Here is a 23,830-nt window from a genome sequence, read left to right as displayed (position 1 = left end):
TAACAGAAGCTAATCATATGAAATTTATTGTTAAATTATTCCCAGAAATCATGATTAAAAGTGATTCTGTGCGTAAACGTTTTATCAAAATATTAACCAGCAATATTCGCAATGTTTTGAGTAAATATGATGATCAAGTCGCTGTAGTAAAACATTGGGATTACATTGAAGTCAGAACAAAAAATGCCGGAAAAAACGCATTATTAATAGAATTATTGCAGCGTATTCCAGGAATCCATCATTTCTTACAAGTAGAAGAAAAACCATTTGCCTCATTACAAGATATCTTTGAAATCGTTTATGCGGATATTGGTAAACAATTAGAAAATAAAACATTTTGTGTGCGAGTAAAACGCAAGGGAAATCATGAATTTACCTCATTAGATGCAGAGCGTTATATTGGTGGGGGATTAAATCAACATATTGAGAGTGCAAAAGTTAAACTGACTAATCCAGATGTTACCGTCAGAATTGAGATTGAATATGATCATGTTATGTTGATTAAACAGCGTTTTGAAGGTATCGGTGGTTATCCAATTGGTACACAAGAGGATGTATTATCGCTAATTTCTGGTGGTTTTGATTCTGGTGTATCGAGTTTTATGCTGTTACGTCGTGGGTGTCGAGTGCATTATTGCTTCTTTAATTTAGGCGGTGCTGCACACGAGATTGGCGTAAAACAGATGGCATATCATATTTGGCAGCGTTATGGTACTTCACATAAAGTTCGTTTTGTAGCAGTAAATTTTGAGAAAATTGTGGCAGAAATTCTTGAAAAAATTGATAACGGACAAATGGGGGTCATCTTGAAACGCATGATGGTACGTGCAGCTAGTAAGGTTGCAGAACGTTTCCAAATTCAAGCGATTGTTACTGGCGAAGCGTTGGGACAAGTATCTAGCCAAACATTGACCAATTTGCGTTTAATCGATGAAGCAGCAGATTGCTTGGTGTTGCGACCTTTAATTTCACACGATAAAGAACAAATTATTGCGATGGCAAAAGAAATTGGTACTGATGATATTGCCAAATCTATGCCTGAGTTTTGTGGGGTTATTTCTAAAAATCCTACTGTTAAAGCGATTAAGGCGAAAATTGAGGAAGAAGAAGCACATTTTGATTTTTCTTTATTAGAAGAGGCTGTTTGGAATGCACAATATTTAGATATTCGCCAAATTGCAGAACAGACAGAACGAGAAGTGCCTGAAGTTGAAATGGTATCTGTGCTACAACAAGATGATGTGATTATTGATATTCGTAGTCCTGAAGAAACGGATGAAAAACCATTAGAGTTAGAAAATCAGACGGTTTTACACATTCCTTTCTATAAATTATCTAGTCAATTCCCAGAATTAGATCAAACTAAACATTATTTATTATTCTGCGAACGAGGGGTAATGAGTCGTTTGCAAGCATTGTATCTTAAAGATCAAGGTTTTAATAATATTCGCGTGTTTAGACGATAATCCAATACAAAATCCTTTTAGAAAACTTGTGTGATGCTATCTGCAGAACACAAGTTTTTCTTTTCTATTTTCTATAAGTTTTTGTGACAGTGTCGCATAACATATTTGATAAATATATAAGAAATTATAATTCTTAAGAAAATGAAGTTTACTTTGAGATAGATAAAAGGAAATGAGATAATATATATAAATTTCAGTTATTTAACATAAAAACCATTATTTTTAACCTTATCACTTTATTTATATAATGTATATTATGTTAAATATAATAATTATCGCAGTAACGTGTTTTTTATGTTGGATTTCTCTGCTGTTGTTTCTAAATTATTTCTAATAATCAATTAAATGCTTCTTTCTAATCTATTTCTTTAATCTGAACCTTATGTATATCGTTCTTGATGTTGTGTTATCCTGCTACACAAAATTTATTGATGTTATCTTCAGCGATTGCTCCACTTATCGTAATTCTTATTGTGATTAACGTGTTCTCAATATTTCATAATCTCTCTATATACAACGCTATTTTGTTCTGAAGATAATTTCAGTTTAATTACTACAATAAATAAAAAAATCAGACTTGCTTTTCTAGCATGACAAGCGTACTATCTAATTTATTGCTACATCGTACTATTTTAATAGTACAAAGATAAAAAATAGAAAATCAGGAAGTTTAAGAGGATGTTATCGTGTCATATTTAGAAGTAATTCAACAATCTATCCCATATCAAGCAGACACTACTTCACTATTTGCTCACCTATGCCAAGGTCAAACGAATACTCTATTATTAGATTCTGCAGAAATTGGCAGTAAAAACAGTTTAAAAAGTCTATTAATTGCTAAAGCAGCAGTAAAAATTAGATGTGATCAACAACAAGTGCATTTTCAGGCATTAACAGCTAATGGAACTTATGTACTGAAGCAACTTGCTATCCATTTTAAGCAACATGCAGATTTAACTGTTATTCAACAACCATTAGCCTTAACTGTAACCTTCCCTGTTCTTAATAATGAATTAGATGAAGATACAAAATTACAGTCATTAACAGTATTTGATGGATTACGTACAGTATTACAACTTTATCAACACCATCAATCGCCTATTTTTTTAGGTGGTCTATTCGCCTATGATTTAGTTGCAAATTTTATCCCAATGAATGGAGTTACTTTAGAGGATGATGGTTTAACCTCTCCTGATTATAGTTTTTACCTTGCTGAACAATTAGTTATTATTGATCATCAAACTGAAAAAGCTGAACTTCACTCTTATATTTTTGATCAATCACAGTCTATTTCTGTTACTGAGCAAGCTAAAAGTATTCTTTATCAATTAAAACAACAGAAAGAAACAATTTTATCTAAACAAGTAGCCTCTACAGATGTTAGTGTGAATATTGATGATGAACATTTCAAAGCGATTATTGAAAAACTAAAACACCACATTAATATTGGCGATGTGTTTCAAATTGTCCCTTCTCGCCGCTTCTCATTGGAATGCCCTAGCCCATTAGCAACCTATCATCAATTAAAACATAACAATCCAAGCCCTTATATGTTTTTTATGCAAGATGATGATTTTGTTTTATTTGGTGCTTCGCCAGAAAGTGCATTGAAATATACTCAAGCTACTCGTCAATTAGAAATTTATCCTATTGCAGGTTCTCGTCCTCGTGGTTTTGATAACAATGGACAAATTGATCCTGAACTAGACGCTCGCCTTGAATTGGAGTTACGTCTTGACCATAAAGAACAATCTGAGCATTTGATGTTAGTGGATTTAGCTCGTAATGATATTGCTCGTGTGTGTGTTAGTGGTACACGCCGTGTGGCCGAATTAATGCAGGTCGATCGTTATTCGCACATTATGCACTTGGTTTCACGTGTAGTTGGTCAGTTAAAACCAGAGCTTGATGCACTGCACGCCTATCAGGCTTGTATGAATATGGGAACTTTAACAGGTGCACCAAAAATTAAAGCGATGCAATTAATTTATCAAGTTGAAAAACAACGTCGCCATAGTTATGGCGGTGCTGTTGGTTATCTCTCTTCCCATGGTGATTTTGATACCTGTATCGTGATTCGTTCTGCCTTTGTACAAAATGGTATTGCTTATATTCAAGCTGGTTGTGGTGAGGTCTTGGATTCAGATCCACAAATGGAAGCAGATGAAACTCGTCACAAAGCAGCTGCAGTGATTAAAGCGATTAAACAAACAAATTGCCAATAATAAGGATGTCTAGATTATGGCTAATATACTCTTTCTCGATAATTTTGATTCTTTTACCTATAACTTAGTTGACCAATTCCGTGTATTAGGGCATAACGTGACAGTGTATCGTAATGACTGTGACTTACAGACCTTAATTAAAGCAGCAACAGCTCAACCGAATACCATCTTGGCTTTATCGCCTGGACCTGGCAATCCTCAAGAAGCAGGTAATATGTTGCTATTAATTCAGGCATTAAAAGATCGTTGCCCAATTATTGGTATTTGTCTTGGCCATCAAGCAATTATTGAGTCTTTTGGTGGCGAAATTGTCCATGCAGGTGAAGTAATGCATGGCAAAGTATCTAAAATTACCCATGATAATCAAGCGATGTTTACTGCTTTGACAAATCCTCTCCCCGTTGCTCGCTATCATTCATTAATGGGAGTAAATTTACCAAAAGAATTGGTTGTGAATGCAGAATATAACGGCATAGTGATGGCCTTTCGTCATCAAACTTTACCAATTTGTGGTTTTCAATTTCATCCAGAATCAATTTTAACCGTACAAGGTGGACAACTTTTAAAGCAAACCATTGATTGGTTATTAACTCGATAATCCACATTACAGCAAAAATTAATAAAAAATTTAGGGAAGATAATTATGGAAACTCAACAAATACTCGAAAAGTTATTCAATGGAAATACGCTCTCCTCTACTGAAAGCGAACAGCTTTTTGCTGCCATTGTAAAAGGACAATTAAGTAATGAACAATTAGCTGGAGCATTAATTGCACTTAAAATTAAGGGGGAAACCGTAGCAGAAATTAGTGGTGCGGTAAAAGCTTTGTTAAATGCTGCTGAGCCTTTCCCGACACCAGATTATGCTTTTGCCGATATTGTTGGAACTGGTGGAGATGGGGCAAATACCATTAATATTTCAACAGCCAGTGCGATTGTTGCTGCCAGTATGGGAGCGAAAGTAGCAAAACATGGTAATCGCAGCGTTTCTAGTAAAACAGGATCCAGTGATGTACTTTCTGCTCTCAATGTACGTTTAGATCTTGATGCCAATACAGCACGTCAAGCTTTAGATGAAATTGGGCTTTGTTTTCTTTTTGCTCCACAATATCATCGTGGCTTTAAACACGCTATACCAGTACGCCAAGCGTTAAAAACTCGGACAATTTTTAATATTCTTGGCCCATTAATTAATCCAGCTCGACCAAAACATCAAATGTTAGGCGTCTATCATACTGATTTATTGCAACCTTATGCAGAAACGGCTTTAGCTTTAGGACATCAACATAGTGTTGTTATCCATGGTAGTGGTTTAGATGAAGTCGCTTTACATGGTACAACCGAAGTAGCAGAAATTTATCAAGGTAAAATTGAACGTTATACATTGACTGCTGAAGATTTCGGTTTAAAACCACAACTATTAGAAGCCATTAGAGGTGGAGAACCAGCCGAAAATGCAGAGATATTACGTTTAATCTTGCAAGGTAAAGGAAAACAAGAACATATTAACGCTGTCGCTGCAAATACTGCTCTATTATTAAAATTATTTGGTCAACAAAATTTGAAACAAACGACCCAACAAGTATTAGAATACTTAGCTAGTGGTAATGCCTTAACCACACTAGAAAAATTAGCACAATATTAATAGATTAATAGGAAGTTTAAGAGGTGTAAGTGGTATGATTACACAAGATTTTTCGCAAACATTGCAACAATCAGCAACAGTATTACAAAAAATTGTTGCGGATAAATTAGTTTGGGTTGCAGAACAACAACAGAAATTTCCACTAGCAGAATTTAAAGAGAAAATTCAACCAAGTGATCGCAGTTTTTATCAAGCATTAGCACAAGGTACCCACGAATTACCTGCTTTTATTTTAGAATGTAAAAAAGCTTCACCATCAAAAGGCTTGATTAGACAAGAATTTGATTTAACTAGCATTGCAAATGTATATCGTCATTACGCCAGTGCAATTTCAGTGTTAACCGATGAAAAATACTTTCAAGGTAGTTTTTCTTATTTGCCAATCGTGCGTAATTTAGTGAGTCAACCTATTCTCTGCAAAGATTTTATGATTAGTGAGTATCAAGTTTATCTTGCTCGCTATTATCAAGCAGATGCAATTTTATTAATGCTTTCTGTTGTAGATGATCAAACTTACCAAACGTTGGCAGATCTGGCACATTCTTTAGGTATGGGAGTTTTAACCGAAACCTCGAATGAAGAAGAACTACAACGTGCAATTAAGTTAAATGCGAAAGTAATTGGTATTAATAATCGTAATTTGCATGATCTCTCCGTTGATTTACAACGAACCTTAGATTTAGCACCAACAATTCCAACCGATCGGATTATTATCAGTGAATCTGGTATTTATACCCATCAACAAGTACATCAATTAAAACCTTTGGTGAATGCTTTTTTAATTGGTAGTAGTTTAATGGGAAGTGATGATTTAAATAGTGCGATCCGTTCCATTATTTATGGAGAAAATAAAATTTGTGGTTTAACCCGAGCTGAAGACGCTCAACAGGCTTATCAAGCAGGCGCATTATATGGTGGTTTAATTTTTGCCGAACACTCTGCTCGCTTTATCACATTAGATCAAGCTAAACGTATTTGTCAGGCTGCACCTTTGCGCTATGTAGGAGTATTTCAAAATCCTTCTTTAGACGAAGTGATAAATATCAGTAAGACACTTGATCTTTTTGCCGTCCAATTACACGGACATGAAGATGCCCATTTTATTCAACAACTACGCCAGCAACTACCAGAAAACATTCAAATTTGGCAAGCTATTGGCGTTGATCCAACGAATAGTGAAGTGCATTTTCAACCTAATGATAATGTAGATCGTTATGTGTTTGATACACAATTAAAAGATCAACGAGGTGGCACAGGAAAAATCTTTGACTGGACAATTATTCCAACGGAATGGAAAGCTAAAATTATGTTAGCTGGCGGTTTGAATTTAGACAATATCGAAGCTGCACTTGCCCAACATTGTTTAGGTTTAGATATTAATTCAGGTGTGGAATCTGCACCAGGCATAAAAGATGCCAATAAATTACAAACTATTTTGCAAAAAATTATTAGAAATTAGGATAAATGATTATGAGTGATACGTTATTAAATCCATACTTTGGTGAATTTGGTGGAATGTATGTACCTGAAATTCTGATGCCAGTATTACAACAGTTAGAAAAAGCCTTTGTCGAAGCACGTCAAGACCCAGAATTTCAACGTCAATTTAATGATTTATTGAAAAATTATGCAGGTCGCCCTACTGCATTAACGCTATGCCGTAATTTAACTAAAGGTACAAAAACGAAACTTTACTTAAAACGTGAAGACTTATTACATGGTGGAGCGCATAAAACCAACCAAGTACTAGGTCAAGCTCTATTAGCTATGCGGATGGGAAAAACTGAAATTATTGCCGAAACAGGCGCTGGACAACATGGAGTGGCAACTGCATTAGCTTGTGCAATGTTAGGGCTAAAATGTCGTATTTATATGGGCGCAAAAGATGTAGAACGACAATCACCAAATGTTTTCCGTATGCGTTTAATGGGCGCAGAAGTGATTTCGGTCAATAAAGGATCTTGTTCATTAAAAGATGCCTGCTGTGAAGCAATGCGTGATTGGTCTGCCAATTATGATAAAGCACATTATTTGCTAGGAACGGCAGCTGGTCCACATCCTTTCCCTACAATTGTGCGTGAATTCCAAAAAATGATTGGGGAAGAAACAAAACGTCAAGTGTTAGAACGTGAAGGACGATTACCTGATGCAGTGATCGCTTGTGTGGGTGGCGGTTCCAATGCCATTGGGATGTTTGCTGATTTTATTAATGAACGTTCTGTAAAATTAATCGGGGTTGAACCTGCTGGAAAAGGAATCGAAACAGGTGAACATGGTGCACCATTAGCGCATGGCTCAGTTGGTATCTATTTCGGTATGAAATCACCAATCATGCAAACAAAAGATGGGCAAATTGAAGAATCTTATTCTGTTTCAGCAGGCTTAGACTTCCCTTCTGTTGGTCCACAACATGCCTATTTACATCGTACAGGTCGAGCTAATTATGTGTCTATTACTGATGATGAAGCATTAAATGCATTTCAAGAATTAGCACAACATGAAGGAATTATCCCTGCATTAGAATCCTCACACGCATTGGCTTATGCCTTAAAATTGATTAAACAAGAACCAAATAAAGAACAGGTCTTAGTTGTTAATCTTTCTGGTCGTGGTGATAAGGATATTTTCACCGTTGATAAAATTTTAAATGGAAAAGGAGCATAATGATGAGTCGTTTTGATCAACGTTTTTCGCAATTACAAGCTAAAAAACAAGGGGCTTTTGTACCTTTTGTGACGCTCTGCGACCCAACATTAGACCGTTCTTTCGAGATTATTTGTACTTTGGTAGATAATGGTGCAGATGCATTAGAATTAGGTTTTCCGTTTTCTGATCCTTTACTTGATGGTCCAGTAATTCAAGCGGCGAATAATCGTGCATTAGCGGCTGGTTTTAGTACAGATGCCTGTTTTGAATTATTAGCGAAAGTTCGTGCTAAATATCCAGAGATACCAATTAGTTTATTACTTTGTGCGAATTTAATTTATGCGCAAACATTGGATCATTTTTATCAACGTTGCCAGCAGGTTGGCGTTGATGCCGTATTGGTTGCTGATGTACCGTTATTCGCTTGTGCAGAATATGTTGCAAGTGCGAAAAAGTATGGTATTCAACCAGTATTTATTTGTCCGCCAAATGCAAATGCTGAAACAATTAAAGGTGTTGCAACCCACAGTGAGGGTTATACTTATTTAGTTTCTCGTGCAGGGGTAACCAGTGCGGAAAATCAATCTCATGCAGCTAATTTAGTTGATTTAATTAATGGTTTAAAAGCATATAATGCCCCACCAATTTTGCAAGGATTTGGTATTGCTCAACCTCAACAAGTTAAAGAGGCACTCGCTTCTGGAACAGCAGGTGCGATTTCAGGATCTGCAGTAGTAAAAATTATTGAGCGTAATTTAGATAATCATGTTCAATGTTTGGTGGAATTAGCCGAATTTGTGCGTAAGATGAAGCAGGCAACTTATTAGTTATATACCTATTTATTCAAGAAGAAATTATATGATAATTAAAAATAATGTGATTCTTCATGAAAGTTAAGTACTTTATACTTACTTAGGAGAATCAAATGAGCAGAAGTTATAAAAAAATATCGATTTGTGGAAATGCTTCGGCAAAAACTGAAAAACAAGATAAAAGAATTGCAAATCGTAAATTTAGACGAAATGTACATCAATTGATAAAAGCCGGGAAAGAACCGCCTTTTCATATCAGATTGGTCAGTAATGTATGTACTTTTGATAAAGATGGGAAACAGTATTTTTCAGCTGTAGAATATCCATATCTTTTACGTAAATAAATAGTAGTAGAATAGTAGTAGAAAAGCTTAAAGTTTAGATACAAAGACTTTAAGCTTTTTCCTTAAACACATCCTTTTTATAAGACCTCAAGCAAGATAGTTGAAAAATTTGTGAACTTCAGCACAAATTTAACAAAAAAGCTCACATTTCTTATATTTATCTTTATAATAGCCCAAATTTTTTTGGAGGTTATTATGGCAACAATTAAAGATGTCGCTAAATTAGCAGGCGTATCAACCACAACTGTTTCTCATGTTATTAATAAAACACGATTTGTTGCTGAAGATACAACAAAGTTAGTTTGGGATGCCATTCAACAATTAAACTACTCGCCAAGTGCTGTTGCTCGTAGTTTAAAGGTCAATACAACTAAATCGATCGGAATGATGATCACCACGAGTGAAACGCCTTATTTTGCAGAAATTGTCCATGCAGTAGAAGAATATTGTTATCAACAAGGCTATTCTCTTTTTCTTTGTAATACACAAAATAATTTCCAAAAAATTAGTAATCATTTGGATATGTTAGTCAAAAAACGTGTTGATGGGATTTTGGTAATGTGTTCTGAATATACACAAGATTCTAAAGACCTTTTTGCTCATTTTACAACATTACCGATTGTCGTAATGGATTGGGGCCCAAATAACACCAATTCAAATATGGATTTAATTCAAGACAATAGTTTTGAAGGTGGTTATTTAGCAACTAAGCATTTAATCGATTGCGGACATAAAAAAATTGGTATTATTGCAGGAGATTTAGATAAAACAACGGCTAAAACACGTTATGATGGTTATGTAAAAGCGATGGAAGAAGCAGGTTTATCGATTAATCCAGACTGGGTATTAGAAGGACATTTTGAGCCAGAAGATGGGTTTGAATGTATGAATAAAATTCTCGTCCAAAAAGATCTACCAACTGCTGTCTTTTGTTGTAACGATGTGATGGCATTAGGTGCAATTTCAGCAATTGGAGAAAAAGGATTGTCTGTACCAGAAGATATTTCTATTATCGGTTACGATGATATTCATGCTTCTCGTTTTTATGCACCGCCATTAACAACGGTACATCAATCAAAAATGCGATTAGGGATTATGGCAATCGATCTATTAATTGCACGAATGACAGATAAAAATAAAGAACCAGCACGAATTGAAATGCGTCCAGAATTGGTCATCCGTAAATCGGTAAGAAAACTTTCTTAATAGAGATAAAGGCAGAAAATTTTCTGCCTTTAAAAACTCCTCATCATTTATTCCTTTCTAGTCCGATTCATTTGCATATCAACATCACATTATAAAGACTCATAAAAGAAATAAGCGGCAGCAATAAGGATAAGATGACTCAGAATAACACTGACAATTATTAGCACAATCAGTTTAATGACTTTGAATAGAGTGTGTTGAAATTTTAATATTTTGTCAGTGTCATTTTTTGGCATATATAAATTCTTTTGTACAAAAAATGGTATCCTGCTACTCTTCACTATCAAGCTGTTAGGCCTTTTGTTGGCTAAGATAACGTTCTACGGTATCAACGACTGCTTGAGTTTGTGAATCTAACTCAATATTTACTTTATCGTTGACTTGCTTTTGACTAATAATGGTACGTTGTAACGTTTCTGGAATTAAATTAACGCAAAAAGACTGCTCTTTTACCGCACCAATTGTCAAACTGATTCCATCTACTGCGATATAACCTTTGGTTAAAATATATTTCATCACGGATTTATTCGGTAATCTAAACCAGATCTGACAATTATTTGGTGAGGTAATAATCTCTTCAACATCGGCTGTGCAATAGATATGCCCTGATAAAAGATGCCCTCCCACTTCATCACCAATTTTCATCGCACGTTCAACATTAATTTCATCACCAATTTTTAATTCACCAAGATTGGTTACTTTTAACGTTTCCTGCATTAAATCAAAACTAATTAAATCATTATTAATTGCAGTAACTGTTAGACAAACACCATTATGTGCAACAGAAGCCCCTAATGTCAGACCAGATAGTAAATCCTGTGGCATTTTTATAATGTGTGTTCTAAAATTATCTTTCGCTTTAATTTCATGGATTTGAGCTTTTCCTTGAATAATTCCTGTAAACATAATATTTCCTTATTAAAATCGTGTCTGTGCTTTCGCAAGATAACAAATAAAAAATCACAAATGTCGGACATTCTATGACAAATTGGCAAAGATATAAAACACAAATTATTGAGTTAATTAAGCTCGCTTCGCCTATCTTAATTGCTCAAGTCGCACAAAATTCTATGGGACTAACCGATACTATTATGGCTGGGCGTGTGAGTGCTAAAGATATGGCAGCTATTTCGGTAGGCGCATCTATTTGGTTTCCATTGTTACTATTTGGACAAGGTTTACTCTTAGCTTTACCTCCAACAATTTCTTACTTAAATGGTTCAGGAAAACGAAATTTAATTGCTCACCAAGTTCGGCAGGGTATTTGGATTGCTGTTACCATTAGTATTCCTATTTCATTAATTGTGTATAACAGTGATTTTATTATCAATTTAATGGGTATGGATGCGGAATTAGCGACAATTACCAGTGGCTATTTAAAAGTAATGGCATTCGGTACTTTACCTTACCTTTTGATGATAAATTTTCGTTGTTTAAATGATGGTATTGCAAAAACAAAGCCAGCAATGGTGATTGCTTTTACCTGTTTATTACTCAATATCCCATTAAACTATATCTTTATTTACGGTGCATTGGGTGTCCCTGCTTTTGGGGCTATTGGTTGTGGGATTGCAACCATGATTTTAAACTGGATTGCTTTTTTATTGATTGTTCTCTACTGCTATAAAGTACCTAGCCAACGAGATTTAAAAGTTTTTGAACAACTGATTGAAAAACCAAATCCTAAAACATTAAATAAATTGGTACGGTTAGGATTACCTATTGCTATTTCAATTTGTTGTGAAGTGTTGTTGTTTTGTATTATTTCGCTCCTTATTTCACCATTTGGTGCGGATATTATTGCAAGTCATCAAATTGCCCTCAATACGAGTTCTTTCATTTATATGTTGCCAATGTCCATTTCTATGGCCACAACAATTTTAGTAGGACAAAGTTTAGGTGCAGGTAAAACATTACAGGCCAAACAATTTACTTATTGTGCTTTGAGCTTAGGTTTATTAGTTACCTTCTTTACTGCAACAATTACTCTGCTCTTTAGACACAATATTGCGAGTATTTTTGTGAATGATCCAACAGTGATTGTAATGGCATCTACATTATTAATTTTTGCTGCGGTTTACCAATTTTCTGATACAACTCAAAGTATTATTGGCGGAGCATTACGTGGCTATAAAGATACAAAATCAGTGCTATGGATTTCGTTATTTGGCTATTGGATAGTAGGAATGCCTGTTGGTTATATTCTTGGCTTAACAGACTGGATTGTACCTCATATGGTTGCAAAAGGTTTCTGGATCGGTTTTGTTGTTTGTTTAACGGTATCTGCTTGTCTATTACTGTACCGTTTACGTCAAATCCAGCGTTTACCAGACGATATTTTATTAACTAAACTTGAGAAAATTAAATAAATTACGATAAGGAGATATGATTTATGTCACAAGTTATTCGCGTTGGGATAGCAGGTTTTGGAATGTCCGCTAATGTTTTCCATTTGCCATTTTTGCTGCATGATTCTCGTTTTAAAGTCGTCAAAATTTTTGAACGTAGCGGTAATAAGGTTGCTACAAAATATCCAGATATTCAAACAGTTCGTCAATTTGATGATTTATTACTAGACGATGTTGATTTAGTGATCATTACTACGCCAAATTTAACCCATTACACAATGACTAAGCATGCAATTTTAGCGGGCAAACATGTTATTGTTGAAAAGCCATTAAGTGTTACTGCTGCTGAAGCATTGGAATTAGCTGAATTAGCAGAAAAACAACAAGTCAAATTATCTGTTTACCAAAATCGCCGTTGGGATAATGGTATTTTGACTGTGAAACAGATTTTAGCGAGTCAATTATTAGGTGATATCGTAGATTACGAACTACATTATGATCGCTATACACAAGCTAAAAATAGTAAAGTTTGGAAAGAAACGGGGGAACGTGGTGTTGGATTAGTTTATGACTTAGGTGTTCATTTAATTGATCATGTTGTTCATCTTTTTGGTTTACCAGAGGCATTATTTGCAGATTTACGTTGCCAGCATCCTAATACATTAGGCGAAGATAATTTCCAAATTTATTTATATTATCCAGATAAAAAAGTCACACTTTCGTCTAGTAAATATGTGCGTGAACAAGGGCCAGTTATTACTTTGCATGGTACGTTAGGTTCGTATTTGAAATATGGTATTGATAATCAAGAGGCCTTATTAATGGCTGGTGTTATCCCTCAAGGAGATTGGAATAAAGAAGGAAAAGAACATTGGGGAATTCTAAATACAGAAGTAAATGGTGTACATATCCGTACAACTTTAGAAACCATTCCAGGAAATTATCAGGCTTATTACGATAATATTTATGCGGCATTGACTGCCAATGAACCACTACAAGTTACCGCTTTCCAAGCCGCAAAAGTATTAGAATTAATCGAAAAAGTGTATCAAAGTGCTGAAAATGGACAAAAAATCATCCTCAAATAAAAGATAACTATTTGTTTTTATTTAAGAAATATTTTTTCTCTAAAATAAATTCAATTTTTTTTTAAATTTTTTGAACTTTCTTTTTTTTGGTTGGTCTTAGTAACCGCTAGTGACTGCAAATGCGTAAGCAAATGTTTTTTTTATTTTATTCATTGAAACCTCCCCCTGTTCTTCATAGAACAGGGGTTTTTCTTTTTTAGAAAAGAAAAAATTATCTCGATATGATCGAGGTAACTATAATTGTTTAATTCTGTTTATAATAACGAGCCTATTAATTCTCCACTATAAAGATACTTTTTCACCATTGCACTCGCTACAACCGCATTATTTTGTGCATAATGTCCAGTAACTATATCTACTTGATGTTGATCAAGTAATAAATTTTGATTCAATCTATGTTTGAGATGTTCAACAAAAATAGGGTTTGAACCTAGATAGGTAGAATTAATCATAATCTTATCGGATGAAAAAATATTAACTAAATTCATCAATACATATGAAATACCATCTGCAACATAGTGTAAAATCGCTATTGCCTGCTCATTACCTTGATTTGCTAAATCACAAAGATACTCAATTTTTTGGGCATTATCTTCGAGATTATTTGGTAATAAATGATTGACCAAACGATAAATTGCAGCATAGGTAACATGATGTTGTAATTGTTGTGCATCTTCAGGTAATAAATCTTGGCTAATAATTTCAGCCAACGGATTTAAAGTTGGCAAACAAACTCTATCAATATTCATTCGCTGTTGTTTACTACCTTGAATCATTTTTCCTTTAATGGATACACTCATATTAATTGCATCATCAACCTGTAAGAAAATCACATTATCACTACTGATAGCAGCCCCTAAAGAAGATTCAGCAAATACCCAAGCAGAAAAATATTCAGATAAAATAATAGGCAATTTAAATGCTTGCCTTAATTCTGCTTGTAATTCCAGATTTACACTAAATTGCCCTAAACGCTCAATTCCTGTTTGTTGACGGTTTAATAACCCTTCTACTGAAATTGAAATAGCAAAAAGCTGTACAATTTTTTGTTGATATTCAGCTTGAAAAGCTTTCAAATTTTCAATTAATAAAGAGGTTAATAATGGAAGTTGCTTTGATAGAATAGGATAACTTTTTGTTGCAACGACTTTCCCATTAAGCTCACAAAGAAAAATTGTCATTTCTCGTTCATTTAATACAACACATAAAGATTGCCAATAAAATGGGGAAATTGCTAAACCAACAGCAGGACGTCCACGTACGATTGGGGTTTGTGTTGTACGCTCGATTACTAACTTTAAATCAATTAGATCACGGGTGAAATTGGTTATACTGGCTGGTGCTAATCCTGAAATTTTTGATAAATCGATCCGTGAAATCAAATCAAATTGTTCAATTAAACGATAGATTGTCCCTAAATGTTGTAATTTTTGTGGTGAATTTAATAACTGCTTTGCCATAAGACCCTGCAAACAGTCACTCCAAAACTGTTTGACTCCATAAGATAATAATTTTGCTTTTTATACGAATTTTTCACTCCATTCTCAAGTGGTTTACATCAAATTTGAGAAAAATCTCACACTTTATTTTTAAATATTTTTTAATTTTAAAAATTTGTTGATAAATTCTACTAGATTTGAGTTTCTGCATTTATCCCACTCATAAAGTATTGTAGAATGGCATGCTTACAAAAAACAAAAAATTCATTTGAGGTTACTATGACACAAGCTAAATCAGTCGCCGAAATTTTGAAAGGCGATGTGGCGATTGGTTCGTCCACAGTTGTACGCGGTTGGGTACGTACTAGACGTGACTCAAAAGCAGGCGTTTCATTTTTAGCCGTTTATGACGGTTCATGCTTCTCTCCTATCCAAGTTGTAATTGAACAAACCATCGAAAATTACCAATCAGAAATTTTACGTTTAACTGCGGGTTGTTCAGTTGTAGTGACTGGAAAAGTAGTTGAATCTCCTGCAGCTGGTCAAGCTGTTGAGTTACAAGCTGAGAAAATAGAAGTGTGTGGCTGGGTAGAAGATCCAGATACTTATCCAATGGCAGCAAAACGCCACTCTATTGAATATTTGCGTGAAGTAGCACATTTACGCCCTCGTACTAATTTAATCGGTGCAGTTGCACGTGTACGTCATTGTCTTGCACAAGCTATTCATCGTTTCTTTAATGAACAAGGTTTCTATTGGGTTGCCACCCCATTAATTACTGCTTCAGATACTGAAGGAGCAGGTGAAATGTTCCGTGTTTCAACATTAGATCTCACCAATTTACCAAAAACTGAAAAAGGCGATATCGACTTTAGCCAAGATTTCTTCGGTAAAGAATCTTTCTTAACCGTATCTGGTCAACTTAATGGTGAAACTTATGCGTGTGCATTAAGTAAAATCTACACCTTTGGTCCAACATTCCGAGCAGAAAACTCAAATACTACCCGTCACCTTGCTGAATTCTGGATGGTAGAGCCAGAGGTGGCATTTGCAACATTAGCAGATAATGCAAAATTGGCAGAAGATATGCTGAAATATGTCTTTAAAGCTGTTTTAGAAGAACGTATGGACGATATGGAATTTTTTGCAAAACATGTAGATAGTACAGTGATTACACGTTTGCAAAATTTCATTAATTCTGATTTTGCTCAAGTTGATTACACTGATGCGATTGAAATTTTAAAACAAAGTGGCAAAGCATTTGAATTCCCTGTGGAATGGGGAATTGATCTCTCTTCTGAACATGAGCGTTATCTAGCTGAAGAACATTTCAAATCCCCTGTTGTCGTGAAAAACTATCCAAAAGATATTAAAGCATTCTATATGCGTTTAAACGATGATGGTAAAACAGTAGCTGCAATGGATGTATTAGCGCCAGGAATCGGTGAAATTATTGGCGGTTCACAACGTGAAGAACGTTTAGAAGTGTTAGATCAACGTATGGAAGAAATGGGCTTGAAGAAGGAAGATTATTGGTGGTATCGTGATTTACGCCGCTATGGTACTGTACCACATTCAGGTTTTGGTCTTGGTTTTGAGCGTTTAATTGTATATGTAACTGGGGTACAAAATATTCGTGATGTAATTCCATTCCCTCGTTCACCAAGAAACGCATCATTCTAATTTAAACAAGCAATTCTTATAAAGCCAAATGTGTTCTTATACCATTTGGCTTTTTTTGATCTTAATTTTTAAGGAGTTTTTATGTATTCTCTCTATATTAGTAAACCTGCTTCATCTTGGTCTTTACGACCATGGATTTTATTGAAAGAACTAGGTATTCCTTTTCAAGATATTCAAGTTAATTTTTTAGCTGATCGCCAACAACAACGTCATACTTTCTTACAATTTTCTCCAACAGGCAAAATCCCAACGTTACATGATGATCAACAAATTATTTGGGATAGTTTAGCCATCATTGAATATATTGCTGAGGATTACCCTCAAGTTTGGGCTACGGACCGTCAAGCACGAGCTTGGTCTCGTTCTGCTTGTGCTGAAATGCACTCTGGATTTGCATCATTACGTCAGGTTTGTGGTTTTGCTCCTTTAGTGAAAACACCATTAAATGACGTACCAGAATCTGTTATTACTGATTTAAACAGAATTAATCAATTATGGGAACAAGGGTTAGAACGTTTTGGTGGTCCTTACTTAGCCGGAGAACAATTCACCGCAGTAGATGCATTCTTTGTGCCAGTTGCTGGTCGGATTGAAACTTATAGTTTAGAGCGTTACTTCTCTACTCAATCACGAGCTTATCAACAGAAATTACTTCATCTAGCAAGTTACCAAGAATGGATCGCAAAATAATCTTTATTCAGAATGAATTAAATACTTAATTTGTTGGCTTTTTAGGCATTTAATTCGTTCTTGTTTAAAAATGTTTTGCAATTCCTTAGCAGCTCATTATAATGACGTGGTTTTCGCAAAGCGACCGTAGCTCAGTTGGTTAGAGCACCACCTTGACATGGTGGGGGTCAGTGGTTCGAGTCCACCCGGTCGCACCATCTACCTTTTCGCAACCTTTCGTAATTTTCCAAAAAAACTCAACAAACCCACTTCCAACAAGGCTTTTTAACTTTTTCACTTTCCGCAACTGTTCGTACTATTTCGCCTTAAATCACGATTTTTAGTAACAAGTTTAGTAACAAGATACAATCACATTTTATATAACATATCAGTATTAATGTGCTTATTACTCATTCAAGAAACATACAAAAAACCTCTAACATTACTGCTAGAGGTTTTTAACTAATGATCTAAAAAAGATGAGATTAATCTACAACTAAAGTACGGCAAGTATTTGTACCACCAGAGATAAACTCATCGCCTTGTGTAAGTAAAACTAAATCTCCAGATACTAAATAACCTTTTTCTTTTAATAAGTTGATTGCAATTTTAGCACCCTCAACAGTACGACTCATTTCTTCAAAGTAAACTGGTACAACACCACGATATAAAGCACAGAGATTTAATGCACTTTGATTACGAGAAAGGGCAAAAATCGGTAATCCTGAACTAATACGTGACATCAAACGAGCTGTACGACCTGTGCTGGTCATTGCAATAATTGCAGCAGTACCTTTCATATGGTTTGCTGCATACATTGCTGACATTGCCACAGACTCTTCAATCGAAGAAAATTCAACATCCATACGGTGACGAGAAACATTGATGCTAGGCATTTTTTCTGCACCTAAACATACTTTTGCCATTGCAGCTACAGTTTCTGCTGGATACTGCCCTGCTGCAGTTTCTGCAGATAACATCACTGCATCAGTTCCATCTAATACCGCATTTGCTACATCCATTACTTCTGCACGAGTTGGCATTGGATTGCTGATCATTGATTCCATCATTTGTGTTGCGGTAATAACCACTTTATTTAATTGACGTGAACGACGAATTAATTTTTTCTGTACACCAACAAGTTCTGGATCACCAATTTCAACACCTAAATCACCACGAGCAACCATAATTACATCAGATGCTTTAATAATGTCGTCAATAGCTTCTGGTGTTGCGACAGTCTCTGCACGTTCCACTTTTGCAACGATTTTTGCATTTAGGCCAGCTTCTACGGCTAATTTACGTGCATATTCAATATCTGCACCACAACGAGGGAATGAAACTGCTAAATAATCTACACCAATCTTAGCAGCAGTAATAATATCGGCTTTATCTTTTTCAGTTAACGCATCGGCAGATAAACCACCACCTAATTTATTGATACCTTTATTATTAGAAAGTGGACCACCAACAGTTACTTCAGTAAATACTTTTTCACCTTCAGTAGAAAGAACTTTTAATTGCACACGTCCGTCATCTAAAAGGAGGATATCGCCTGGTACAACATCTTTCGGTAGATTTTTATAATCTAAACCAACTGATTCTTGTGTACCTTCACCTTTTGGTAATTCAGCATCCAGAATAAATTTATCACCAACATTTAAGAAGATTTTTCCGTCTTTAAAAGTAGAAACACGAATTTTAGGGCCTTGTAAATCACCTAAAATTGCCACTTGTTTACCAAGTTTTTTTGCAACTTCACGTACTTTTGCTGCACGATTAATATGATCTTCTGGTGTGCCATGAGAGAAATTCATACGCACTACATTTGCACCAGCTGCAATAATTTTTTCTAAATTATTACCTTTATCTGTAGCAGGACCTAAAGTCGTAACAATTTTGGTTCTTCTTAGTCTTCTAGACATTAATTACTCCGTAAGATAACAACAATACTTGAAATTTAAATAATTAAAATTTTTGATGGAAGAGATGATACTTTTCAAAGTAAAGTACCTATAATAAAACGGTGGGAGATTATACGCTGATTTTTTATGTAATGCGAGAATATCTCCGTTAAATTTTAACGAATCACTTAATCGAGGTAGGTAGATGGATATTTTTATTATGCGCCATGGGGAAGCAGGTTTTTCCGCTTTTAATGATAAAGATCGACCATTAACAGCAAGAGGTGAAGAGCAAGCATCTGAACAGGGTTTATGGCTAGTTAAACAAATGCTTCCAGAACAAGTTCTTGTCAGCCCATATCTTAGAGCAAAACAAACTTATCAATATGTTCAACAACATTTTTCGCATTCAATTCTTACAGAAACTTGGGATAATTTAACGCCACACGGCAATCCAGAGTTAGTCGTTGATTATTTAGAAACATTACAACAACAAGGGGTAAAAAGCGTACTAATTGTTTCTCACTTACCTCTCGTGGATGAAATTGTTACTGCTTTAGGAATCCGCGAGGCAATTGCATTTCATCCTGCCACCATTGTTCATTTAGAAAAAACAGAACAGATTACAAAATTGATTGAATTTAAGATTCCAACTGCATAAAACAGATCTGCATCTACTATTTATAGATGCAGATATTCTAAGTTCTCTTTATTGTAAACCAGCTTCTAACTTTAATTGTAATAAACGTCGTTCTTCGATCGTTAAAGCAACACCTTTCTGGTTCATTAAAATAAAGAAATCCTCTGCCTTTTCACCATTAGTTGTAATTTTGGCATTAATTAACCCTAATTGCTGTTCAGTAAAAATATCACTGATAATCGCAAGTAAACCAGCACGATCTTTAGTTATTAATTCCAATTCTGTTTGCTCTTCTTTTTCCGTATTTAAAAAACGAACTTCCAATGGCACATTAAAATGTTGTAGCTTACTACTACGGCGTGCTGTTGCGGTTGGCACTCGTTTTTCACCTTGTAATACAGCTTTTAGCACTTGGGAAATTTCATCTCGACGCGGTTTGCGTAAGGCACTACCGTCTGCTTCAGTAACAATAAAACTATCAAACACTTCTCCACTTGCTGCAGTAATAATTTGTGCATCATGAATACTTAAATTTTTCGCATCAAGGGTTCGTACTACTTTATTAAAGAGTTGTGGTTGATCCGCACAATAAATGAAAATTTCTGTTGCACCACGAGAAAAACGACTACTGACCAATACCACCACTTCATTAGCTAAATCTTCAATCTGGCATAAATGTTCAGCATGCCACGCAAGCTGTTTAGAGGTGTTGCGGAGGAAATACTCTTCTGGACAACGTTGCCAGAGCTTATTCACATCATTTACCTTAATCTGATATTTTTCTAGCATCGGCTGCATAATATCTAATGCTTTAATCCGATTTTGCAGAATTTGAATACTATAATCTAAAGGTACCGTTATACCTTGCTCTAGCTGTTGCTTGGTATAACGGTAAAGTGTTGCTAATAAAGTACGCTTCCAACTATTCCACAAAGTTTCATTAGTCGCACAAATATCCGCTACTGTTAAACATAATAAATAATCTAAACGGGTTTTATTATTCACAATATTCGCAAAGCGTCGAATTTCTGCTGGATCATGAATATCACGTCGTTGTGCAACAATCGACATTTGTAAATGTGATAATACTAACCATGCCATAAATTCTGCATCTTGCTCACTAAATCCATGCAAAATAGCAAAATCATACATATCAATTGCCCCTAATTCAGCATGATCACCAGAACGTCCTTTAGCAATATCATGAAATAATGCTGCTAAATAAAGTTGTGGACGTTGTGTTAGCGTTGGATAAATTTGATAGCAAAGTGGATGAATTTCTGCAGCGTCTGATTTTGCAAAACTTTCTAATTTTAATAGAAGACGAATAGTATGCTCATCTACAGTATAAGCATGGAATAGATCAAATTGCATTAAGCCAACAATATGTTTCCATTCTCGTAAATAGGCTTTTAATACGCCATAACGATGCATTGGTGCAATCGCTCGTGTGATTGCCTGTGGTTGTTTAAAAATTTGCATAAAGTAATCTCGTGCTTGTGCATTTTGACTGAGATACCCTTGAAAATTTAGTAATGCTAAACGTAATTGACGTAATGTACTTGAATGAATATAACTTTGAGGATAACGGCACAGTTGCAAAAATAACTCAACCATTGTTTCTGGTTGATGATGAAAAATATCGTTACATTGTAACTTAATGCTGTTGTTTACTAAGCAAAATGCTGGACTAATTGCTACTTTTTCTGCTGTTTTGGTGCAACTAGGAGATAGAAATTGTTCTTGGTAATCCTGCATTAAGACTTCACTTAATTGAATGATTTGTTGAGAATTACGGAAATAGGCTTTCATCATCGTTTCAACAGCTTGATTTCCAACACCTTGATATCCCAACATTTCACTAATTTTTAACTGACGCTCAAATAACAAACGATTGTCATAACGTTTAATCACTAAATGCAGTGCGTAACGCATTTTAAACAGGAAGGTTTGGCAATCTAATAATGCTTGATACTCTTCTGGATAAATAAAACCAAAGGTCAATAAATCATTAAGATTTTTGGCTTTAAAATGCCGCCAAGCAATCCAATACAATAAATGCAGATCACGTAAACCACCAGGGCTATATTTGATATCAGGCTCTAAGTTATAGCCTGTATTATGATAACGTTGGTAACGTTCATTTTTCTCTGCTTGTTTTGCGACAAAAAAATCTTTGATTGACCAAAAGTCATCTTGATAAATATGTTGCGTAAGCTGTTTAAATAATGCTTGATTGCCTGCTAAGAAGCGAGATTCTAATAGGTTAGTTGCAATACTAATATCATTTTTACCTTCTTCCAGACATTGCGACAAGGTACGAATACTGTGTCCAACTTCAAAATGACAATCCCACAAGAATTGTACAAACTCTGCAACTTTTTGTTCTAATTCTGTTGTTAATGGTTCAGAGGATAAAATTAAAAAATCGAGATCAGAAAGCGGAAACATCTCTTCTCTACCATAGCCACCAACAGCAATTAAACTGAGCATTGGTTGTTGATCAAAGGCAAAATGTTTCCATAAAGCCAATAATAATTGATCACAAAGTTGACTACGTTGTTTAATTAATTGATAAATATCGATATTTTGAGAAAATTCTTGAGCTTCCTTCTCTTTTAGTTGATTAAATAACTGCCGAATCTCTAATGGGGTAAATGTGCTACTCGTTAAGGTTGGTAAAGTAAATTGTGTTTGCATAATATTCCTGTTATGGGTGTTCTTATAATTCAACTAACTTATGCTTTTTCTAATAAAAAAGCGACTTTTTCTTTGCAGTTAAAGTCGCTTTTTTCAGCAATTAGTTGTTGACCATTATTCGTTGGATACGTCCCACTTCTTCATCACGAATAGTTAACACCTCACATCCATTTTCGGTTACCACAATTTGATGTTCATATTGTGCAGAATGGCTACGATCTTTGGTTTTTACTGTCCAACCATCGCCCATTAAACGAATTTCTTTTTTGCCTGCATTAATCATTGGTTCGATAGTAAATACCATTCCTGGTTGTAATACTACACCGCCATCATCCGCATAATAATGCAACACTTGTGGATCACAATGGAATTCGGTTCCTACGCCATGCCCACAATATTCACGAACGATTGAAAATCCTTGTTTTTCAGCATATTGTTGAATAACACGTCCAATTTCATTTAAACGAATACCTGGTTTGACTGTGCGTAATGCTAAATAGAGCGATTCTTGTGTCACTTCACATAGCTTTTTACTGCGAATAGGTGCTTCACCAACAATATACATTTTTGAATTATCACCAAAATAACCATCTTTGATCACAGTAACATCAATATTTAAAATATCACCATCTTTTAGTTTTTTATCATCACTTGGAATACCGTGACATACGACTTCATTGATTGAGATACAAACAGATTTTGGGAAACCGTGATAATTCAAACAAGCTGGAATAGCTTTTTGTTCATTCACAATATAATCATGACAAATACGATCTAACTCACCAGTAGTTACACCAGCTTTCACATAAGGTTCAATCATCACTAATACATCTGAGGCTAATTTACACGCTACTCTCAATTTTTCAATTTCTTCTGCTGTTCTTAATGGAATTGCCATTTTTTTCTCCAATTTTGTTCTTGTTTTAGGCGCAATATAATAACACTATTTACTATCTAATGAAAAAACCTTTCCATGAAATTGTTGAACGATTTACTAGGTTATTAGATAATAGCA

Annotated in this window: 19 protein-coding genes and 1 tRNA gene; 15 read left to right on the top strand and 5 right to left on the bottom strand. The window is 34.9% G+C overall.

The window, feature by feature from the left end; translation table 11 throughout:
- Positions 1-17 precede the first annotated feature (17 nt).
- The 9 genes from thiI (at position 18) to purR (ending at position 10,344) form a co-directional block, all read left to right on the top strand.
- Positions 18-1,466, top strand: a complete 1,449-nt coding sequence (gene thiI, locus ACFFHT_RS10055) for a tRNA uracil 4-sulfurtransferase ThiI (protein ID WP_382375849.1) — start codon at positions 18-20, stop codon at positions 1,464-1,466.
- A gap of 686 nt (positions 1,467-2,152) precedes the next feature.
- On the top strand, positions 2,153-3,691 hold the full coding sequence (gene trpE, locus ACFFHT_RS10050) for an anthranilate synthase component I (RefSeq protein WP_382375847.1): 1,539 nt from the start codon (positions 2,153-2,155) through the stop codon (positions 3,689-3,691).
- Positions 3,692-3,707: 16 nt separating this feature from the next.
- Complete coding sequence (locus ACFFHT_RS10045; protein WP_382375845.1) at positions 3,708-4,289, top strand: aminodeoxychorismate/anthranilate synthase component II; 582 nt, start codon at positions 3,708-3,710, stop codon at positions 4,287-4,289.
- A gap of 45 nt (positions 4,290-4,334) precedes the next feature.
- Positions 4,335-5,336 (top strand): anthranilate phosphoribosyltransferase, encoded by a 1,002-nt coding sequence (gene trpD / locus ACFFHT_RS10040; protein ID WP_382375843.1) that lies wholly within the window; start codon positions 4,335-4,337, stop codon positions 5,334-5,336.
- A 34-nt stretch (positions 5,337-5,370) separates the two neighbouring features.
- Positions 5,371-6,795, top strand: a complete 1,425-nt coding sequence (gene trpCF / locus ACFFHT_RS10035; RefSeq protein ID WP_382375841.1) for a bifunctional indole-3-glycerol-phosphate synthase TrpC/phosphoribosylanthranilate isomerase TrpF — start codon at positions 5,371-5,373, stop codon at positions 6,793-6,795.
- 11 nt (positions 6,796-6,806) lie between these two features.
- Positions 6,807-8,000, top strand: a complete 1,194-nt coding sequence (gene trpB / locus ACFFHT_RS10030; RefSeq protein ID WP_382375839.1) for a tryptophan synthase subunit beta — start codon at positions 6,807-6,809, stop codon at positions 7,998-8,000.
- A 2-nt stretch (positions 8,001-8,002) separates the two neighbouring features.
- Entirely contained in the window at positions 8,003-8,809 is an 807-nt protein-coding gene (trpA, locus tag ACFFHT_RS10025) for a tryptophan synthase subunit alpha (protein WP_382376133.1), read from the top strand.
- Between the two features lie 98 nt (positions 8,810-8,907).
- A complete protein-coding gene (locus tag ACFFHT_RS10020; protein WP_382375837.1) occupies positions 8,908-9,138 on the top strand; it encodes a hypothetical protein in 231 nt (76 codons plus the stop codon).
- 195 nt (positions 9,139-9,333) lie between these two features.
- The gene (gene purR / locus ACFFHT_RS10015; protein WP_382375835.1) at positions 9,334-10,344 is read left to right on the top strand and encodes an HTH-type transcriptional repressor PurR; all 1,011 of its coding nucleotides are present in this window, start codon (positions 9,334-9,336) and stop codon (positions 10,342-10,344) included.
- A 291-nt stretch (positions 10,345-10,635) separates the two neighbouring features.
- On the opposite strand, the gene ACFFHT_RS10010 is transcribed toward purR, so the two are convergent.
- A complete protein-coding gene (locus tag ACFFHT_RS10010) occupies positions 10,636-11,250 on the bottom strand; it encodes a riboflavin synthase subunit alpha (protein ID WP_382375833.1) in 615 nt (204 codons plus the stop codon).
- A gap of 74 nt (positions 11,251-11,324) precedes the next feature.
- Between ACFFHT_RS10010 and ACFFHT_RS10005 the strand changes: the two genes are divergently transcribed.
- On the top strand, positions 11,325-12,713 hold the full coding sequence (locus ACFFHT_RS10005; protein ID WP_382375832.1) for an MATE family efflux transporter: 1,389 nt from the start codon (positions 11,325-11,327) through the stop codon (positions 12,711-12,713).
- A gap of 23 nt (positions 12,714-12,736) precedes the next feature.
- Entirely contained in the window at positions 12,737-13,780 is a 1,044-nt protein-coding gene (locus tag ACFFHT_RS10000) for a Gfo/Idh/MocA family oxidoreductase (RefSeq protein ID WP_382375830.1), read from the top strand.
- Between the two features lie 254 nt (positions 13,781-14,034).
- Here the strand turns inward: ACFFHT_RS10000 and ACFFHT_RS09995 are convergent, their stop codons facing one another.
- Positions 14,035-15,240, bottom strand: a complete 1,206-nt coding sequence (locus ACFFHT_RS09995) for an ROK family protein (RefSeq protein WP_382375828.1) — start codon at positions 15,238-15,240, stop codon at positions 14,035-14,037.
- Between the two features lie 258 nt (positions 15,241-15,498).
- Between ACFFHT_RS09995 and asnS the strand changes: the two genes are divergently transcribed.
- The 3 genes from asnS to ACFFHT_RS09980 all read left to right on the top strand — a co-directional run bounded on the left by asnS (position 15,499) and on the right by ACFFHT_RS09980 (position 17,789).
- The gene (asnS, locus tag ACFFHT_RS09990; protein ID WP_382375826.1) at positions 15,499-16,902 is read left to right on the top strand and encodes an asparagine--tRNA ligase; all 1,404 of its coding nucleotides are present in this window, start codon (positions 15,499-15,501) and stop codon (positions 16,900-16,902) included.
- 81 nt (positions 16,903-16,983) lie between these two features.
- Entirely contained in the window at positions 16,984-17,592 is a 609-nt protein-coding gene (locus ACFFHT_RS09985; RefSeq protein ID WP_382375824.1) for a glutathione S-transferase family protein, read from the top strand.
- Positions 17,593-17,712: 120 nt separating this feature from the next.
- Positions 17,713-17,789: transfer RNA gene (locus tag ACFFHT_RS09980), tRNA-Val, on the top strand.
- Positions 17,790-18,056: 267 nt separating this feature from the next.
- Here ACFFHT_RS09980 and pyk read toward each other — a convergent pair.
- Positions 18,057-19,496, bottom strand: coding sequence for a pyruvate kinase (gene pyk / locus ACFFHT_RS09975; RefSeq protein ID WP_382375822.1), 1,440 nt, complete (start codon positions 19,494-19,496; stop codon positions 18,057-18,059).
- A gap of 184 nt (positions 19,497-19,680) precedes the next feature.
- On the opposite strand from pyk, the gene sixA reads away from it, so the two are divergent.
- A complete protein-coding gene (gene sixA / locus ACFFHT_RS09970) occupies positions 19,681-20,136 on the top strand; it encodes a phosphohistidine phosphatase SixA (protein ID WP_382375820.1) in 456 nt (151 codons plus the stop codon).
- A 48-nt stretch (positions 20,137-20,184) separates the two neighbouring features.
- Here the strand turns inward: sixA and glnD are convergent, their stop codons facing one another.
- The gene (glnD, locus tag ACFFHT_RS09965; protein ID WP_382375818.1) at positions 20,185-22,815 is read right to left on the bottom strand and encodes a bifunctional uridylyltransferase/uridylyl-removing protein GlnD; all 2,631 of its coding nucleotides are present in this window, start codon (positions 22,813-22,815) and stop codon (positions 20,185-20,187) included.
- A gap of 100 nt (positions 22,816-22,915) precedes the next feature.
- Positions 22,916-23,749: a type I methionyl aminopeptidase gene (gene map, locus ACFFHT_RS09960; protein ID WP_382376131.1), complete on the bottom strand. Its 834-nt coding sequence runs from the start codon at positions 23,747-23,749 to the stop codon at positions 22,916-22,918.
- Positions 23,750-23,830: the final 81 nt, after the last annotated feature.

Origin of the sequence: Gallibacterium melopsittaci (genome assembly GCF_042433085.1) — a bacterium.
Lineage (GTDB): Bacteria > Pseudomonadota > Gammaproteobacteria > Enterobacterales > Pasteurellaceae > Gallibacterium > Gallibacterium melopsittaci.
The sequence above is the reverse complement of the archived record's forward strand: the minus strand, read 5'-3'. Positions and strand labels throughout refer to the sequence as shown.

Excerpts from the sequence above, each read along its gene's own strand:
- thiI (WP_382375849.1), top strand. The coding sequence starts at position 18 with ATGAAATTTATTGTTAAATTATTCCCAGAAATCATGATTAAAAGTGAT.
- ACFFHT_RS10045 (WP_382375845.1), top strand. The coding sequence starts at position 3,708 with ATGGCTAATATACTCTTTCTCGATAATTTTGATTCTTTTACCTATAAC.
- trpD (WP_382375843.1), top strand. The coding sequence starts at position 4,335 with ATGGAAACTCAACAAATACTCGAAAAGTTATTCAATGGAAATACGCTC.
- trpCF (WP_382375841.1), top strand. The coding sequence starts at position 5,371 with ATGATTACACAAGATTTTTCGCAAACATTGCAACAATCAGCAACAGTA.
- trpB (WP_382375839.1), top strand. The coding sequence starts at position 6,807 with ATGAGTGATACGTTATTAAATCCATACTTTGGTGAATTTGGTGGAATG.
- trpA (WP_382376133.1), top strand. The coding sequence starts at position 8,003 with ATGAGTCGTTTTGATCAACGTTTTTCGCAATTACAAGCTAAAAAACAA.
- ACFFHT_RS10020 (WP_382375837.1), top strand. The coding sequence starts at position 8,908 with ATGAGCAGAAGTTATAAAAAAATATCGATTTGTGGAAATGCTTCGGCA.
- purR (WP_382375835.1), top strand. The coding sequence starts at position 9,334 with ATGGCAACAATTAAAGATGTCGCTAAATTAGCAGGCGTATCAACCACA.
- ACFFHT_RS10010 (WP_382375833.1), bottom strand. The coding sequence starts at position 11,250 with ATGTTTACAGGAATTATTCAAGGAAAAGCTCAAATCCATGAAATTAAA.
- ACFFHT_RS10005 (WP_382375832.1), top strand. The coding sequence starts at position 11,325 with ATGACAAATTGGCAAAGATATAAAACACAAATTATTGAGTTAATTAAG.
- ACFFHT_RS10000 (WP_382375830.1), top strand. The coding sequence starts at position 12,737 with ATGTCACAAGTTATTCGCGTTGGGATAGCAGGTTTTGGAATGTCCGCT.
- ACFFHT_RS09995 (WP_382375828.1), bottom strand. The coding sequence starts at position 15,240 with ATGGCAAAGCAGTTATTAAATTCACCACAAAAATTACAACATTTAGGG.
- asnS (WP_382375826.1), top strand. The coding sequence starts at position 15,499 with ATGACACAAGCTAAATCAGTCGCCGAAATTTTGAAAGGCGATGTGGCG.
- ACFFHT_RS09985 (WP_382375824.1), top strand. The coding sequence starts at position 16,984 with ATGTATTCTCTCTATATTAGTAAACCTGCTTCATCTTGGTCTTTACGA.
- pyk (WP_382375822.1), bottom strand. The coding sequence starts at position 19,496 with ATGTCTAGAAGACTAAGAAGAACCAAAATTGTTACGACTTTAGGTCCT.
- sixA (WP_382375820.1), top strand. The coding sequence starts at position 19,681 with ATGGATATTTTTATTATGCGCCATGGGGAAGCAGGTTTTTCCGCTTTT.
- glnD (WP_382375818.1), bottom strand. The coding sequence starts at position 22,815 with ATGCAAACACAATTTACTTTACCAACCTTAACGAGTAGCACATTTACC.